The following is a 17,382-nucleotide window of genomic DNA, read 5'->3' as shown; positions in this document are numbered from 1 at the left end:
CGATCTCCGGCCGCGGCACCGTCGTGACCGGCCGCGTCGAGCGCGGCATCATCAAGGTCGGCGAAGAAATCGAAATCGTCGGCATCCGCGACGTGCAGAAGACCACCGTCACCGGCGTCGAAATGTTCCGCAAGCTGCTGGACCAAGGTCAAGCAGGCGACAACGTCGGCATCCTGCTGCGCGGCACCAAGCGTGAAGACGTCGAGCGCGGCCAGGTTCTGGCCAAGCCCGGCTCGATCAAGCCCCACACCCACTTCACGGCCGAGATCTACGTCTTGTCCAAGGAAGAGGGCGGCCGCCACACGCCGTTCTTCAACAACTACCGTCCCCAGTTCTACTTCCGTACCACGGACGTGACCGGTGCCGTCGAGTTGCCCAAGGACAAGGAAATGGTCATGCCGGGCGACAACGTCGGCATCACCGTGAAGCTGATCGCGCCGATCGCGATGGAAACTGGCCTGCGCTTCGCCATCCGTGAAGGCGGTCGTACCGTCGGCTCGGGCGTCGTCGCCACGATCCTCGCGTAAGTTTTTCAAGGCCACAGGGGCATAGCTCAATTGGCAGAGCGTCGGTCTCCAAAACCGAAGGTTGGGGGTTCGAGACCCTCTGCCCCTGCCAACAGTCGCTGATCACGACGGTTGGTTTCCTGGCAACAAGCATCGGCCCGCGAGAGAGATCTCGGCGGGCCTTGCTGCTGATGGCGACAAACCTTGGCAGCGTCTGACAGCCGCTTCAAAGCGGCGCGTGAAAGTGAAGTGATGGCGAATCCTCCCCAGGTCGAGACCGTGACCAGCGGCGCCGACAAGGCCAAGCTGGCCGTTGCGGTACTGCTGCTGATTGGCGCGCTGGCGGCCTACTACGGCCTGTCCAAGCAAGGCCCGCTGGCGCAGTGGGCCTCGCTGCTCGTGTTGTTGGCCGCCGGCGTGGCGGCTTTCTTTACGTCTGAACACGGCAAGGCGCTGATCGCCTACGGCCGCGACTCGACGCGTGAAGTCAAGAAGGTGGTCTGGCCGACCCGCAAGGAAGCGACCCAGATGACGGGCTATGTGTTTGCCTTCGTCGTCGTCATGGCGCTCTTCCTGTGGATGACGGACAAGACGTTGGAATGGGTGCTGTACGACCTGATCCTGGGCTGGAAGCGCTGATCGCAAGGAATCTTGATGTCTGAAGAACAAGTCGTCACGACCGAAGCCCCGACGGGCCTGCCCAAGCGCTGGTATGTCGTCCATGCCTACTCGGGCATGGAAAAGGCTGTCGAACGCAACCTGCGCGAGCGCATTGACCGCGCCGGCATGCAGGACAAGTTCGGCCGCATCCTGGTGCCAACCGAAGAAGTCGTCGAGCTGAAGAACGGCAAGAAAGCCGTCACCGAGCGCCGCTTCTTCCCGGGCTATGTGCTGGTGGAAATGGCGATGGACGACGAGTCCTGGCATCTGGTCAAGCACACGTCCAAGGTGACGGGCTTTGTGGGCGGCGCAAAGAACCGCCCGGCCCCGATCTCGGAGGCCGAGGTCATGAAGATCGTCAACCAGATGCAGGAAGGCGTCGAGAAGCCACGGCCCAAGGTCGAGTGGACGGTCGGCGAGGTCGTGCGCGTCAAGGAAGGCCCCTTCACCGACTTCAACGGCTCGGTCGAAGAGGTCAACTACGACAAGTCCAAGGTGCGTGTGTCGGTCACGATCTTCGGCCGCGCGACGCCGGTGGAACTGGACTTCTCGCAGGTCGAAAAAGTTTGACGACGCGTCGTCAAACTTTTCGCCGCTGCCCGCAGGGCTAAGGCAAAAGGTCCGACGCGCACCTCTGACGTCCAAGTGAAGGGCTGCATAGCCTGAAATTTGAGCAGCAGAGTAGAATCCTGGGTTCGGCCGGCGTCCCCTAACGTCGACCCGTGATCAGTCTGCAACGAGAGGCGGACAAGAGGAGCAAAGGTAAGGACTTCGGTCCGAGTCCGATGCGCTAGCACTCAGGTGTTCAGGCTTGCCGCCCGGGCACTGGATTGGAGAAAACATGGCAAAGAAGATTGTCGGCTTCATCAAGCTGCAAATTCCGGCCGGCAAGGCCAACCCTTCGCCCCCGGTGGGTCCCGCGCTTGGTCAGCGTGGCCTGAACATCATGGAATTCTGCAAGGCGTTCAACGCCCAGACTTCGGCTGGTGGCTTCGAGCCCGGCATGAAGCTGCCGGTGGTCATCACCGCGTTCGCAGACAAGAGCTTCACCTTCGTCATCAAGTCGCCCCCGGCGACCGTGTTGATCAAGAAGGCCGCGAAGATCGAGAAGGGCTCGCAGCGCCCCCACCTGGATAAGGTCGGCAAGCTGACCCGCGCCCAGTTGGAAGAGATCGCAACGATCAAGACCAAGGACCTGACGGCCGCCAGCATGGACGCCGCAGTCAAGACCATCGCCGGCTCCGCCCGCTCGATGGGCATCATCGTGGAAGGGGTCTGACATGGCCAAGCTCACCAAGAAGCAAAAGGCGCTGGCTGGCAAGGTCGAGTCGACCAAGCTGTACGCGCTGACCGAAGCCCTGGACCTGGTCAAGAGCCTGGCCTCGGCCAAGTTCGATGAATCTATCGACGTCGCCGTTCAGCTCGGCATCGATGCCAAGAAGTCGGACCAGGTCGTTCGTGGCGCCGTCGTGCTGCCCAACGGCACCGGCAAGACCAAGCGCGTCGCCGTGTTCGCCCAAGGTGCCAAGGCTGATGAAGCCCGCGCCGCCGGCGCCGACGTCGTCGGCATGGAAGACCTGGCCGAGCGCGTCAAGGCGGGCGACATGCCCTTCGACGTGGTCATCGCCTCGCCCGACACGATGCGTGTCGTCGGTACTCTGGGTCAGATCCTGGGCCCGCGCGGCCTGATGCCTAACCCCAAGGTTGGCACCGTGACCCCGGACGTCGCCACTGCCGTCAAGAACGCCAAGGCTGGCCAGGTCCAGTTCCGCGTCGACAAGGCCGGCATCATCCACGGCACCCTCGGCCGTCGCTCGTTCGACACCGACAAGCTGGAAGGCAACCTGCGCGCGCTGATCGAAGCTCTGAACAAGAGCAAGCCGGCGTCGAGCAAGGGCATCTACCTGCGCAAGGTCGCCGTGTCCTCGACGATGGGCGTCGGCGCCCGCGTCGAAATCGCGTCGATCAACGCTCAAGCCAACGCAGCTTGATGCACTGAATCTGCTCGGGGCGAGTCTGGCCCTGGGCAACAAGATTGGTGGGGCGCTGCTCCGGTTCGCCGGGGCGGCGCGTCATCCAAGACCGTTGGTGGAGACCCCTTAAATCTCGGCGCAAGTTGAGAACCAACGCAGATGGCGGTCCCGCTGAAGGGTTTGCTGCTCCGAGCCATCGGGGTGGGTTTCCTGACAGATGGTCGCTGAATCCCTGGCGCTCCCAAAGCCGCAAGGCCGAGAGAGCAAATGTGAGGAGTAGACCTTGAGTCTCAATCGCAACGAGAAGGCAGTCGTTGTCTCCGACGTCGCAGCGCAAGCTGCCAAGTCGCAGACGCTGGCGCTGGCCGAGTACCGTGGCCTCACCGTTGAAGCCTTGAACAAGCTGCGCGTCACCGCGCGCGCCCAAGGTGTGTATCTTCACGTGCTGAAGAACACCCTGGCGCGTCGCGCTGTCGCCGGCACCCCGTTCGAGGCTGCTTCGGAGAGCATGGTCGGCCCGCTGATCTACGGCTTTTCGGAAGACGCTGTCGCGGCTGCCAAAGTCATCGCTGACTTTGCCAAGACCAACGACAAGCTCGTCATCAAGGGCGGTGCGTACGGTGGCAAGGCTCTGGACGTGAACGGCGTGAAGGCGCTGGCATCCGTCCCGAGCAAGGAAGTGCTGCTGTCGCAAATCGCAGGCCTGCTGCTGTCGCCGGTGCAACGCACCGCGGCCGTGCTGGCTGCCCTGGCTGCAAAGCGTGGCGAAGGCGCCGCTTCTACGGAAGCTGCTGCTGAAGAAGCCCCGGCTGCCGCCTGATCGACGAACTACGCGTTACACGCAATCAATCTGTTTTAAGGAAATTCATCATGGCATTCGATAAAGACGCTTTCCTGGCCTCGCTGGACAGCATGACCGTTCTGGAGCTGAACGATCTGGTCAAGGCAATTGAAGAGAAGTTCGGCGTGTCCGCCGCTTCGATGGCTGCTCCGGCCGCCGGTGGCGCCGGCGGCGGCGCCGCTGCTGCCGTTGAAGAGAAGACCGAGTTCAACGTCGTGCTGACCGAAGCCGGCGCGCAGAAGGTCTCCGTCATCAAGGCCGTCCGTGAAATCACGGGCCTGGGTCTGAAGGAAGCCAAGGACCTGGTCGACGGCGCTCCGAAGAACGTCAAGGAAGCCGTTTCCAAGGCCGACGGCGAAGCTGCAGTCAAGAAGCTGGTGGAAGCCGGCGCCAAGGCTGAGCTGAAGTAAGACTTTGGGGTGGGGCCTGTGCAGCAGGTCCGGCCCCACTGACTAGAAAAGGGGTTGCCTTTGGGCTTCCCCTTTTTTGTCTTTGCGGGTTAATCCTGCTTGAGAACAGGTGAAAGACCTCGCGCGGGTATGATGCGCGGTTCTTTCACGTGTTCTCTGATCCGACTGCAGAGAACCAGTTTGGTCGGACTTCGGTGCAATGCCGAAGTTGTCCGCCAGCGGTTGGTAGTGGCCAACCACCAAGCTAGGCAGCCGCCCGTTCTGGGTGAGTGAGCCAGCCAGTCGCCGACGCGGCTCGCCCCACGGCCAGGGGTGGGCTCGACACGGAGTGTTTATGGCGCAAGCAACCCCCTACAGCTATACCGAGCGCAAGCGGATCCGCAAGAGCTTCGGCAAGCGCGAGAGCGTTCTCAACGTTCCCTATCTGCTCACGATGCAGAAGGACAGCTACGTGGCCTTCCTGCAAAAGGACGTGCCCGCCGCCAAACGCAAGCCCGAAGGGCTGCAGGCGGCCTTCCTCTCGGCGTTCCCGATTGTTTCGCACAACGGTTTCGTCGAGATGAAGTTCCTCGAGTTCAACATCGCCAAGCCGCCGTTCGACACCCGTGAGTGCCAACAGCGTGGGTTGACCTATGCAGCCGCCGTGCGCGCGCGCCTGCAGATGATCATCTATGACCGTGAGAGCCCGCAGGCCAAGACGGTCAAGGAAATCAAGGAGCAAGAGGTCTACATGGGCGAAGTGCCCCTGATGACCGACTACGGTAGCTTCATCGTCAACGGTACCGAGCGCGTCATCGTGTCGCAGCTGCACCGCTCACCTGGCGTGTTCTTCGAGCACGACAAGGGCAAGACCCACAGTTCGGGCAAGCTGCTGTTCAGCGCTCGCATCATTCCTTACCGCGGCTCCTGGCTGGACTTCGAGTTCGACCCGAAGGACATCCTGTACTTCCGCGTCGACCGCCGCCGCAAGATGCCGGTCACCATCCTGCTGAAGGCCATCGGCCTGAAGCCGGAACAGATCCTGGCCCACTTCTTCGTGTTCGACAACTTCCGCCTGATGGATGTTGGCGCGCAGCTCGAATTCGTTGCCGACCGCCTGAAGGGCGAAGTCGCCCGCTTCGACATCGTCGACAAGTCGGGTGCCGTCATCGTCGAGAAGGACAAGCGCATCACGGCCCGCCATGCGCGCCAGCTGGAGCAGTCCGGCACGCAGCACATCTCGGTGCCCGAGGACTTCCTGGTCGGCCGCGTGCTGGCCAAGAACATGATCGACGCCGACACCGGCGAGATCATTGCCAAGGCCAATGATGAACTGACCGACGCGCTGCTGAAGAAGCTGCGCCAGGCCGGCGTCAAGGAAATCCAGTGCCTGTTCACGAACGAGCTGGACGAAGGTGCCTACATCAGCCAGACGCTGGCCTCGGACGAGACCGAAACGCAGCTGGCCGCCCGCGTCGCCATCTACCGCATGATGCGCCCCGGCGAGCCGCCGACGGAAGACGCCGTCGAGGCCCTGTTCAACCGCCTGTTCTACAGCACCGACACCTACGACCTGAGCCGTGTCGGCCGCATGAAGTTCAACGCGCGCGTCGGCCGTGACACGCCCGAAGGCAACATGAACCTGTCCAACGAGGACATCCTTGACGTCGTCAAGATCCTCGTCGAGCTGCGCAATGGCCGCGGCGAAGTGGACGACATCGACCACCTGGGCAATCGTCGCGTGCGTTGCGTGGGCGAACTGGCCGAAAACCAGTACCGCTCGGGCCTCGCCCGCATCGAGAAGGCCGTCAAGGAACGTCTGGGCCAGGCCGAGACCGAAGCCCTGATGCCGCACGACCTGATCAACTCCAAGCCGATCTCCGCGGCGCTGAAGGAGTTCTTCGGTGCGTCGCAGCTGTCGCAGTTCATGGACCAGACCAACCCGCTGTCGGAAATCACGCACAAGCGTCGTGTTTCCGCTCTTGGCCCGGGTGGTTTGACCCGCGAGCGCGCTGGCTTCGAAGTCCGCGACGTGCACCCGACCCACTACGGCCGCGTCTGCCCGATCGAAACGCCGGAAGGCCCGAACATCGGCCTGATCAACTCGCTGGCGCTGTTCGCTCAGCTCAACGAGTACGGTTTCCTGGAAACGCCGTATCGCCGCGTTGTTGACGGTCACGTCACCGACCAGATCGACTACCTGTCCGCCATCGAGGAAGGCAAGTACGTCATCGCCCAGGCGAATGCGACGCTGAACACGACCGGCGAGCTGACGGACGAGCTGGTCTCGGCCCGTGAAAACGGCGAGTCGGTGCTGACGTCTCCTGAGCGCATCCAGTACATGGACGTGGCGCCGACGCAGATCGTGTCGGTCGCAGCTTCGCTCGTGCCCTTCCTCGAGCACGACGACGCGAACCGCGCACTGATGGGCGCCAACATGCAGCGCCAGGCCGTGCCTGTGCTGCGTCCCGAGAAGGCTTTCGTGGGTACGGGCGTCGAGCGCGTGGCTGCGAAGGACTCGGGTACGGTGGTCGCGGCTCGCCGCGGCGGCGTGGTCGACTACGTCGACACGAACCGCATCGTGATCCGCGTGAACGATGACGAGACCGTGGCCGGTGAGGTCGGTGTCGACATCTACAACCTGATCAAGTACCAGCGTTCCAACCAGAACACCAACATCCACCAGCGCCCGATCGTGCGCCGTGGCGACAAGGTGGCGGCCGAGGACATCATTGCCGACGGCGCGTCCACCGACATCGGTGAACTGGCCCTGGGCCAGAACATGCTGGTCGCGTTCATGCCCTGGAACGGCTACAACTTCGAAGACTCGATCCTGATCTCCGAACGCGTCATCGCCGAAGACCGCTACACCTCGATCCACATCGAGGAACTGGTGGTCAATGCGCGTGACACCAAGCTGGGCGCCGAGGAAATCACCCGCGACATCCCGAACCTGTCGGAGCAACAACTCGGCCGTCTGGACGAGTCGGGCATCGTTTACGTCGGTGCCGAGGTGAACCCGGGCGACGTGCTGGTCGGCAAGGTCACGCCCAAGGGCGAGACGACGCTGACGCCGGAAGAAAAGCTGCTGCGCGCCATCTTTGGCGAGAAGGCTTCGGACGTGAAGGACACGTCGCTGCGTGTCGACCAAGGCACCAACGGCACCGTCATCGACGTGCAGGTCTTCACCCGTGAAGGCATCCAGCGCGACAAGCGCGCCCAGCAGATCATCGACGACGAGCTCAAGCGCTACCGCTTGGACCTGAACGACCAGCTGCGCATCGTCGAGAGCGACGCCTTCGACCGTATCGAGAAGCTGCTCGTCGGCAAGCTCGCCAACGGCGGCCCGCAGAAGATCGCCAAGGGCACGGCCATCGACAAGGAATACCTGGCCTCGGTCGAGAAGTTCCATTGGTTCGACATCCGTCCCGCCGAGGAAGACATCGCCAACCAGCTCGAGTCGATCAAGAACTCGCTCGACCAGACTCGCCACAGCTTCGACCTGGCTTTTGAAGAAAAGCGCAAGAAGCTGACGCAGGGCGACGAGCTGCCCGCTGGCGTGCTGAAGATGGTCAAGGTCTACCTGGCCGTCAAGCGCCGCCTGCAGCCTGGCGACAAGATGGCCGGCCGTCACGGCAACAAGGGTGTGGTGTCCAAGGTCACCCCGATCGAAGACATGCCCTACATGGCCGACGGCACGCCTGCCGACATCGTGCTGAATCCGCTGGGCGTGCCCTCGCGGATGAACGTGGGTCAGGTTCTCGAAGTGCATCTGGGCTGGGCCGGCAAGGGCATCGGCCAGCGCATCGGCGACATGCTGCAGCAGCACACCAAGGTTGCCGAGCTGCGCAAGCTGTTCGACCAGCTCTACAACCAGAGCGGTGGCAAGACGGAACGCATCGAAGACCTGACGGACGACGAAGTGCTGGAGATGGCCGCGAACCTCGCCAAGGGCGTGCCCTTCGCGACGCCGGTCTTCGATGGTGCCAAGGAAGAAGAAATCCGCGGCATGCTCAAGCTGGCGTACCCGGACGACATTGCCGCCAAGAAGGGCCTGACCGCTACGCGCACCCAGGCCTGGCTGTGCGACGGCCGCACCGGCGAGCAGTTCGAGCGCCCGGTCACCGTCGGCTACATGCACGTGCTGAAGCTGCACCACCTGGTGGACGACAAGATGCACGCCCGTTCGACTGGCCCGTACTCGCTCGTCACGCAGCAACCGCTGGGCGGCAAGGCGCAGTTCGGCGGCCAGCGTTTCGGCGAAATGGAAGTCTGGGCGCTTGAAGCCTATGGCGCCTCCTACATCCTGCAGGAAATGCTGACGGTCAAGTCCGATGACGTGAACGGGCGCACCAAGGTGTACGAGTCCATCGTCAAGGGCGAACACGCCATCGAAGCCGGCATGCCGGAATCCTTCAATGTTCTGGTCAAGGAAATCCGTTCCCTTGGCATCGACATTGAACTGGTCAAGAACTAAGGAGCAGATGCATGAAGGGACTACTCGACCTATTCAAGCAATTCACCCCCGATGAGCATTTCGATGCCATCCAGATCGGCCTGGCTTCTCCGGAGAAGATCCGCAGCTGGTCGTTCGGCGAGGTGAAGAAGCCCGAGACCATCAACTACCGCACCTTCAAGCCGGAACGCGACGGCCTGTTCTGCGCCAAGATCTTTGGCCCGATCAAGGACTACGAGTGCCTGTGCGGCAAGTACAAGCGCCTGAAGCACCGCGGCGTCATCTGCGAGAAGTGCGGCGTTGAAGTCACCCAGACCAAGGTCCGTCGTGACCGCATGGGCCACATCGACCTGGCCGCGCCCTGCGCGCACATCTGGTTCCTGAAGAGCCTGCCGTCGCGTCTGGGCCTGGTGCTCGACATGACGCTGCGCGACATCGAACGCGTGCTGTACTTCGAAGCGTATGTGGTCGTCGACCCGGGTATGACCCCGCTGAAGAAGTTCTCGATCATGAGCGAGGACGACTACGACGCCAAGCGCATCGAATTCGGCGATGAGTTCATCGCGCTGATGGGCGCCGAGGGCATCAAGAACCTGCTGCAGGAAATGGATCTCGACATCGAGATCGATCGCCTGCGCAACGACATGACCGGCTCCGAACTCAAGGTCAAGAAGAACTCCAAGCGCTTGAAGGTCATGGAGGCCTTCAAGAAGTCCGGCATCAAGCCGAACTGGATGGTGCTGGACGTGCTGCCCGTGCTGCCGCCGGACCTGCGTCCGTTGGTGCCGCTGGACGGCGGCCGCTTCGCGACTTCCGACCTGAACGACCTTTACCGTCGCGTCATCAACCGCAACAACCGCCTGGCCCGCCTGCTCGAGCTGAAGGCCCCTGAGATCATCGTGCGCAACGAAAAGCGCATGCTGCAGGAAGCCGTCGACTCGCTGCTGGACAACGGCCGCCGCGGCAAGGCGATGACCGGCGCGAACAAGCGTGCCCTCAAGTCGCTGGCCGACATGATCAAGGGCAAGAGCGGTCGCTTCCGCCAGAACTTGCTGGGCAAGCGCGTCGACTACTCGGGCCGTTCGGTCATCGTGGTCGGCCCGACGCTCAAGCTGCACCAGTGCGGCCTGCCCAAGCTGATGGCGCTCGAACTCTTCAAGCCCTTCATCTTCTCGCGCCTCGAAGCCATGGGCATCGCGACGACGATCAAGGCTGCCAAGAAGGAAGTCGAATCCGGCACGCCGGTGGTCTGGGACATCCTCGAAGAAGTCATCAAGGAGCACCCGGTCCTGCTGAACCGTGCCCCGACGCTGCACCGCCTCGGTATCCAGGCTTTCGAGCCCGTGCTGATTGAAGGCAAGGCCATCCAGCTGCACCCCCTCGTCTGCTCGGCCTTCAACGCCGACTTCGACGGTGACCAGATGGCCGTCCACGTGCCGCTGTCGATCGAAGCGCAGATGGAAGCCCGCACGCTGATGCTGGCCTCCAACAACGTGCTGTTCCCGGCTTCCGGCGAACCATCGATCGTGCCGTCGCAAGACGTGGTGCTGGGTCTGTACTACGCGACTCGCGAACGCACCAACGGCAAGGGCGAGGGCATGATCTTCTCGGACATTCCCGAGATGATCCGTGCGCTGGAAAACGGTGCCGTCGAGATCACCGCCAAGATCAGCGTGCGTCTGGTCGAGTGGACCAAGGACAAGGACACGGGCGAGTTCGTGGCCGAGACCAAGCTAACGGACACCACCGTCGGCCGTGCTTTGCTGTCCGAGATCCTGCCCAAGGGCCTGCCGTTCTCGAACATCAACAAGGCACTCAAGAAGAAGGAAATCAGCAAGCTGATCAACACCTCCTTCCGCAAGTGCGGCCTGAAGGAAACCGTCGTGCTGGCCGACAAGCTGCTGCAAAGCGGCTTCAAGCTCGCCACGCGCGCCGGTATCTCCATCGCCATCGACGACATGCTGGTGCCCGCTCAGAAGCACACGCTGATCGAGCGCGCCGAGAAGGAAGTCAAGGAGATCGAGCAGCAGTACGTCTCGGGTCTCGTGACGGCCGGCGAGCGCTACAACAAGGTCGTGGACATCTGGGGCAAGGCCGGCGACGAAATCGGCAAGAAAATGATGGACCACCTCAAGGTCGAGAAGACCGTGGACCGTCATGGCAAGACCGTCGACCAGGAGTCCTTCAACTCGATCTACATGATGGCCGACTCGGGTGCCCGCGGTAGCGCGGCCCAGATCCGCCAGTTGGCTGGCATGCGCGGCCTGATGGCCAAGCCGGACGGCTCCATCATCGAGACCCCCATCACGGCGAACTTCCGTGAAGGCCTGAACGTGTTGCAGTACTTCATCTCCACCCACGGTGCTCGTAAGGGCCTGGCGGACACGGCGCTGAAGACCGCGAACTCCGGCTACCTGACGCGTCGCCTGGTCGACGTGACCCAGGATCTGGTGGTCATCGAGAATGACTGCGGCACCGACAACGGCATGGCGATGCGTGCCTTGGTCGAAGGTGGTGAAGTCATCGAATCGCTGCGTGACCGCGTCCTCGGCCGCGTCACCGCGATCGATGTTGTGCACCCCGAGACCCAGATTTCGCTGCTGGGTGCCAGCCACATGCTGGACGAAGACACGCTGGACGTGCTGGAAGCCGCTGGTGTCGACGAAATCAAGGTCCGCACGCCGCTGACCTGCGCCACACGTTTTGGCCTTTGCGCCAAGTGCTATGGCCGCGACCTCGGCCGCGGTGGCCTGGTGAACGTCGGTGAAGCTGTCGGCGTCATTGCCGCGCAGTCCATCGGCGAACCCGGTACGCAGCTGACGATGCGGACCTTCCACATCGGCGGTGCGGCGTCGCGTGCAGCGGTGGCCTCCAGCGTCGAAGCCAAGTCGGACGGCATCATCGGCTTCAACGCCACGATGCGCTACGTCACCAACGGCAAGGGCGAACTGGTGGTGATTTCCCGCTCCGGCGAGATCGTCATTTCCGACCCGCACGGCCGCGAGCGTGAGCGTCACAAGGTGCCGTACGGCGCGATCCTGAACATCAAGGCCAGCCAGACTATCAAGGCCGGTGTGGTGCTCGCGAACTGGGACCCGCTGACCCGTCCGATCATCACGGAATTCGCCGGCAAGGCAAAGTTCGAGAACGTCGAGGAAGGCGTGACCGTCGCCAAGCAGGTGGACGAGGTGACCGGTCTGTCGACCCTGGTCGTCATCGACCCGAAGCGCCGCGGTGCGGCCAAGGTGATCCGCCCGCAGGTCAAGCTGTTGGACGCTGGTGGCCACGAAGTCAAGATCCCGGGTACCGATCACTCGGTGGCCATCGGCTTCCAGGTCGGCTCGCTGATCCAGATCCGCGACGGCCAGGAGCTGCTGCCCGGTGAAGTGCTCGCCCGTATCCCGGTCGAAGGCCAGAAGACCCGTGACATTACCGGCGGTCTGCCGCGTGTGGCGGAGTTGTTCGAAGCGCGAAGCCCGAAGGATGTCGGTGTGCTCGCTGAGCAGACCGGTACCGTGTCGTTCGGTAAGGAGACTAAGGGCAAGATTCGCCTGCAGATCACCGACCCGGACGGCAAGGCCCACGAGGAACTCGTGCCCAAGGAAAAGAACATCCTGGTGCACGAAGGCCAGGTGGTCAACCGCGGCGAGCTGATCGTCGACGGCGCAGCGGATCCGCAGGACATCCTGCGCCTGCTGGGCATCGAGGAACTGGCGCGCTACATCGTCGACGAAGTGCAGGACGTCTACCGTCTGCAGGGCGTGAAGATCAACGACAAGCACATCGAGGTGATCGTTCGCCAGATGCTGCGTCGCGTGATGATTACCAACCCGGGCGATTCGACCTACATCCTCAACGAGCAGGTCGAGCGCTCGGAGCTGCTGGATACCAACGACCGATTGCGCAAGGAAGGCAAGATGATTGCCATCCACGCGGACGTGCTGCTGGGTATCACCAAGGCCTCGCTGTCGACCGATTCGTTCATCTCGGCCGCTTCCTTCCAGGAAACGACCCGCGTGCTCACCGAGGCTGCCATCATGGGCAAGCGCGACGAGCTGCGTGGCCTGAAGGAAAACGTCATCGTCGGGCGTTTGATCCCCGCGGGCACCGGCATGGCCTTCCACGAGGCGCGCCGCGTCAAGGAAGCCATGGACGACGCCGAGCGCCGTGCCATCGCGCTGCAGGAGGCCGAGGAATTGGCCGCTGCACAGATGGCTGGCGTGGACGCTGGCGACAGCTCGGCTGAATAAGCCCCGAGGGTTCTACCCTCCGAAGCCGCCCGCGGTTCAAGCTGCGGGCGGCTTTTTATTTGGTGGGCTCATTCGAGCGACCAGCGTTCCGGCGTCACGATGAGCAGCCCGCGCGGCCGGGCGCGCTTGGCCAGCGCCAGCACGGCCTTGTCGCGTGAGATCAGCCAGCGCGCCCGGCTCGAGAGTGCCAGATCAATGAATTTCTGGTCGTCGGGGTCGCGGCAGACCAAGCGCGAGGCCAGGGGCTGGGGCTCGATGGTCTCGACCGGCTGCGCGTGGGCGTCGAACTGTGCCTCGATGAAGACCAGATCTGGCGCATAGCTCGCCGCGACGCCGCGACCCAGCACATGTCGGATCTCATCGCGCATGGGTGGCGCTACCAGCCAGCGCAACGTGCCCGAAGTGACCGCGGTGATCAAAGCCTGAATGCGTGAGTCGCGGAACACCAGCCAGTCCATCACGACCTGGGTGTCGATGACGATGGCCGGCTTGTCTGCAGCGGAAGACGGGAAGCTGGGTAAGGCGGCGGGCGGGGTGGAGGCGGCCATGTCGTCAGCTTACAGGGCATGGCGCATGCATCCGGGCAGACCCTTGTGCCGAATTCCCCGCCGGTCTACAATCCTCGGCTCTTTGCCTTTTGGGCGGCGCATTGCTGCGTGCCTAAAAATCAGCGAAGGCTCACAGACTTCAAACGGGAACAAGTCGTTTATGCCAACCATCAATCAACTGGTGCGCCACGGTCGAGAGGCCGAGGTCACCAAATCCAAGTCGCCTGCGATGCAGAATTGCCCGCAGCGCCGCGGTGTCTGCACCCGCGTCTATACCACCACGCCCAAGAAGCCGAACTCGGCTCTGCGTAAGGTCGCCAAGGTGCGTCTGACCAACGGTTTCGAGGTCATCTCGTACATCGGCGGTGAAGGCCACAACCTGCAAGAACACAGCGTTGTGCTCGTGCGCGGCGGCCGTGTGAAAGACTTGCCCGGCGTTCGTTACCACATCGTCCGTGGTTCGCTCGACCTGCAAGGCGTCAAGGATCGCAAGCAATCGCGTTCCAAGTACGGCGCGAAGCGTCCGAAGAAGTAAATCGTTTGTTCGGCTCAGTCAGCATTGACTGAACCAACGTTGTTGCGGCTGCTGAAATGTCAGTCAGCCGAGTAAGTGGATAACCCCAGATGTCGGTGGTTGTCCAACGGAGTCCGGCAAACGCCACCTCCAACTGAAGCAGAAGGAAGAATCCCATGCCACGTCGTCGCGAAGTACCCAAGCGCGAAATCCTGCCGGACCCCAAGTTCGGCTCCGTCGATCTGTCCAAGTTCATGAACGTCATCATGGAATCGGGCAAGAAGGCCGTCGCTGAGCGCATCATTTACGGTGCCCTGGAGCAGGTCGAGAAGAAGATCGGCAAGGATCCGCTGGAAGTGTTCATGGTCGCCCTGAACAACGTGAAGCCCATGGTCGAAGTGAAGTCCCGCCGTGTCGGCGGTGCGAACTACCAAGTTCCCGTGGAAGTTCGCCCCGTCCGCCGGATGGCTCTGGCCATGCGTTGGTTGAAGGAATCCGCTCGCAAGCGCGGTGAGAAGTCGATGGCCCAGCGCCTGGCCAATGAACTGCTGGAGGCCGCTGAAGGCCGTGGCGGCGCGATGAAGAAGCGCGACGAAGTTCACCGCATGGCTGAAGCCAACAAGGCTTTCTCGCACTTCCGCTTCTAAACTCACTGTCTTTCAGCCGCCTCGGGTTTCTACCAACCCGCTGGCGGCTCCTGTCTTCTGGAGCAAACCATGGCCCGCAAAACCCCCATCGAGCGCTACCGCAACATCGGTATCTCTGCGCACATCGATGCCGGCAAGACCACCACGACCGAGCGCATCCTTTACTACACCGGCGTGAACCACAAGATCGGTGAGGTGCATGACGGCGCCGCCACGATGGACTGGATGGAGCAAGAGCAAGAGCGTGGCATCACGATCACCTCTGCTGCCACGACCTGCTTCTGGAAGGGCATGGACCTGGCTCGACCCGAGCACCGCATCAACATCATCGACACCCCCGGGCACGTCGACTTCACGATTGAAGTCGAGCGCTCGATGCGCGTGCTGGACGGTGCCTGCATGGTCTATTGCGCCGTCGGTGGTGTGCAGCCCCAGTCGGAAACCGTCTGGCGCCAGGCCAACAAGTACAAGGTGCCCCGCCTCGCGTTCGTCAACAAGATGGACCGCACCGGCGCGAACTTCTTCAAGGTCTACGACCAGATGAAGCTGCGTCTCAAGGCTAATCCGGTGCCCGTCGTCATCCCCATCGGCGCCGAAGACAAGTTCACCGGCGTGATCGACCTCATCAAGATGAAGGCGATCATCTGGGACGAAGCCTCGCAAGGCATGAAGTTCAACTACGAAGACATCCCGGCTGACCTGCAGGCCGAGGCCGTCAAGTGGCGCGAAAACCTCATCGAAGCCGCCGCTGAGTCCAGCGAAGAGCTGATGAACAAGTACCTGGAGTCGGGTGATCTGGACGAAGAGGAAATCGTCTCTGCCATCCGCAAGCGCACGATCGCCGCTGAAATCCAGCCGATGTTCTGCGGCACCGCCTTCAAGAACAAGGGCGTGCAGCGCATGCTCGACGGCATCATCGATTTCATGCCCTCGCCGGCTGACATCCCGCCGGTGCCTGGCACCGACGATGACGACAAGCCGGTCGTGCGCCAACGTATCGACGAAGAGAAGTTCGCTGCGCTGGCCTTCAAGCTGATGACCGACCCCTACGTCGGCCAGCTGACCTTCGTGCGCGTCTACTCGGGCGTGCTGAAGTCGGGCGACTCGGTCTACAACCCGATCCGCGGCAAGAAGGAACGCATCGGCCGGATCCTGCAGATGCACGCCAACCAGCGTGAAGAAATCTCGGAAATTCTGGCCGGCGACATCGCCGCCTGCGTGGGCTTGAAGGACGTCACCACGGGCGAAACCCTGTGCGACCCGGACAGCATCATCACGCTGGAAAAGATGGTCTTCCCTGAGCCCGTGATCTCGCAGGCCGTCGAGCCCAAGACCAAGGCCGACCAGGAAAAGATGGGTATCGCCCTGGGCCGCCTGGCCAAGGAAGACCCGTCCTTCCGTCTGCGCACCGATGAAGAGTCGGGCCAGACCATCATCTCCGGCATGGGCGAGCTCCACCTGGAAATCATCGTCGACCGCATGAAGCGCGAGTTCGGCGTGGAAGCCAACGTCGGCAAGCCGCAAGTGGCCTACCGCGAAACCATCCGCAAGACGGCTTCGGACGTCGAAGGCAAGTTCGTGCGCCAATCCGGGGGCAAGGGCCAGTACGGCCACGTCGTGCTGACCGTCGAGCCGCAGGAAGCTGGCAAGGGCTTCGAGTTCGTCGACGCCATCAAGGGCGGCGTGGTGCCGCGCGAATACATCCCCGCGGTCGAAAAGGGTGTTATCGACTCCCTGCCGAACGGCGTGCTGGCTGGCTTCCCGGTTGTGGACGTCAAGGTCACGCTGACCTTCGGTTCGTACCATGATGTCGACTCGAACGAAAACGCGTTCAAGATGGCTGCGTCCCTGGGCTTCAAGGAAGGCTGCCGCAGGGCTTCGCCGGTGATCCTGGAGCCGATGATGGCCGTGGAAGTCGAGACGCCTGAAGACTATGCCGGCAACGTGATGGGCGATCTGTCCAGCCGCCGCGGCATGGTGCAGGGCATGGACGACATGGTCGGTGGCGGCAAGGCCATCAAGGCCGAAGTCCCGCTGTCGGAAATGTTCGGCTACTCGACGACCCTGCGCTCGATGTCGCAAGGCCGTGCCACGTACACGATGGAGTTCAAGCACTACAGCGAAGCTCCGAAGAACGTGGCCGACGCCATCATTACCGCTCGCGGAAAGTAATGGTCTGGGGTTGGACCTGCGTAGCAGCTCCGACTCCACTGATTCAGAAGCCGGCGCGAGCCTGAGGCTTGCGCCGCCGTCTTCTCGTGGATCGCCCTGGGTTGCCAGTCACCAGGGATTTCCGGTTCACGAGGAAACGCAAAACCAACCGACTGGCAATGCTCTTTCTCTGGAGTCAAGAAAATGGCAAAAGGCAAGTTTGAACGGACCAAGCCGCACGTGAACGTGGGCACGATTGGTCACGTTGACCACGGCAAGACCACGCTGACCGCGGCAATCGCGACCGTGCTGTCCAAGAAGTTCGGCGGCGAGGCCAAGGCCTACGACCAGATCGACGCAGCGCCTGAAGAAAAGGCCCGCGGCATCACGATCAACACCGCCCACGTCGAGTACGAGACGGCCAACCGCCACTACGCGCACGTTGAC

The 17,382-nt window shown here is 62.5% G+C and carries 14 protein-coding genes and 1 tRNA gene; 14 read left to right on the top strand and 1 reads right to left on the bottom strand.

The genetic code is table 11. From position 1 onward, the window contains the following. The 10 genes from ACXJKM_RS29760 to rpoC form a co-directional block, all read left to right on the top strand. A partial coding sequence (locus ACXJKM_RS29760) for an EF-Tu C-terminal domain-related protein (RefSeq protein ID WP_457356627.1) occupies positions 1-527 on the top strand: 527 nt, incomplete at its 5' end. 15 nt (positions 528-542) lie between these two features. Further along, positions 543-618, top strand: a tRNA-Trp gene (locus ACXJKM_RS29755). A gap of 140 nt (positions 619-758) precedes the next feature. Continuing rightward, a complete protein-coding gene (gene secE / locus ACXJKM_RS29750; RefSeq protein WP_056194808.1) occupies positions 759-1,145 on the top strand; it encodes a preprotein translocase subunit SecE in 387 nt (128 codons plus the stop codon). Positions 1,146-1,160: 15 nt separating this feature from the next. After that, on the top strand, positions 1,161-1,736 hold the full coding sequence (gene nusG / locus ACXJKM_RS29745; RefSeq protein ID WP_057297385.1) for a transcription termination/antitermination protein NusG: 576 nt from the start codon (positions 1,161-1,163) through the stop codon (positions 1,734-1,736). A gap of 271 nt (positions 1,737-2,007) precedes the next feature. After that, the gene (rplK, locus tag ACXJKM_RS29740) at positions 2,008-2,445 is read left to right on the top strand and encodes a 50S ribosomal protein L11 (protein ID WP_056194802.1); all 438 of its coding nucleotides are present in this window, start codon (positions 2,008-2,010) and stop codon (positions 2,443-2,445) included. 1 nt (position 2,446) lies between these two features. Further along, on the top strand, positions 2,447-3,157 hold the full coding sequence (rplA, locus tag ACXJKM_RS29735) for a 50S ribosomal protein L1 (RefSeq protein WP_056194799.1): 711 nt from the start codon (positions 2,447-2,449) through the stop codon (positions 3,155-3,157). 265 nt (positions 3,158-3,422) lie between these two features. Continuing rightward, positions 3,423-3,959: a 50S ribosomal protein L10 gene (gene rplJ / locus ACXJKM_RS29730; protein WP_056194797.1), complete on the top strand. Its 537-nt coding sequence runs from the start codon at positions 3,423-3,425 to the stop codon at positions 3,957-3,959. Between the two features lie 50 nt (positions 3,960-4,009). Further along, on the top strand, positions 4,010-4,390 hold the full coding sequence (rplL, locus tag ACXJKM_RS29725; protein WP_056194794.1) for a 50S ribosomal protein L7/L12: 381 nt from the start codon (positions 4,010-4,012) through the stop codon (positions 4,388-4,390). Positions 4,391-4,724: 334 nt separating this feature from the next. Then, positions 4,725-8,846 carry a DNA-directed RNA polymerase subunit beta gene (gene rpoB / locus ACXJKM_RS29720; RefSeq protein ID WP_056194792.1) on the top strand — a complete coding sequence of 1,374 codons (4,122 nt, stop codon included), beginning with the start codon at positions 4,725-4,727 and terminating at the stop codon, positions 8,844-8,846. Positions 8,847-8,857: 11 nt separating this feature from the next. After that, positions 8,858-13,075, top strand: a complete 4,218-nt coding sequence (gene rpoC, locus ACXJKM_RS29715; protein WP_056194789.1) for a DNA-directed RNA polymerase subunit beta' — start codon at positions 8,858-8,860, stop codon at positions 13,073-13,075. 68 nt (positions 13,076-13,143) lie between these two features. Here the strand turns inward: rpoC and ACXJKM_RS29710 are convergent, their stop codons facing one another. Continuing rightward, positions 13,144-13,623, bottom strand: coding sequence for a putative toxin-antitoxin system toxin component, PIN family (locus ACXJKM_RS29710; RefSeq protein ID WP_056194786.1), 480 nt, complete (start codon positions 13,621-13,623; stop codon positions 13,144-13,146). Positions 13,624-13,783: 160 nt separating this feature from the next. Between ACXJKM_RS29710 and rpsL the strand changes: the two genes are divergently transcribed. From rpsL to ACXJKM_RS29690, 4 genes are all read left to right on the top strand, one after another. After that, positions 13,784-14,158 carry a 30S ribosomal protein S12 gene (rpsL, locus tag ACXJKM_RS29705; RefSeq protein ID WP_056194784.1) on the top strand — a complete coding sequence of 125 codons (375 nt, stop codon included), beginning with the start codon at positions 13,784-13,786 and terminating at the stop codon, positions 14,156-14,158. A 155-nt stretch (positions 14,159-14,313) separates the two neighbouring features. After that, positions 14,314-14,784, top strand: coding sequence for a 30S ribosomal protein S7 (rpsG, locus tag ACXJKM_RS29700; protein ID WP_056194782.1), 471 nt, complete (start codon positions 14,314-14,316; stop codon positions 14,782-14,784). A gap of 69 nt (positions 14,785-14,853) precedes the next feature. Further along, positions 14,854-16,956 (top strand): elongation factor G, encoded by a 2,103-nt coding sequence (fusA, locus tag ACXJKM_RS29695; RefSeq protein WP_056194779.1) that lies wholly within the window; start codon positions 14,854-14,856, stop codon positions 16,954-16,956. 183 nt (positions 16,957-17,139) lie between these two features. Further along, positions 17,140-17,382: GTP-binding protein (locus ACXJKM_RS29690; protein WP_268169286.1), on the top strand; the 243-nt coding region annotated here is incomplete at its 3' end.

Source organism: Roseateles sp. P5_D6 (assembly GCF_054049415.1).
The sequence above is the reverse complement of the archived record's forward strand: the minus strand, read 5'-3'. Positions and strand labels throughout refer to the sequence as shown.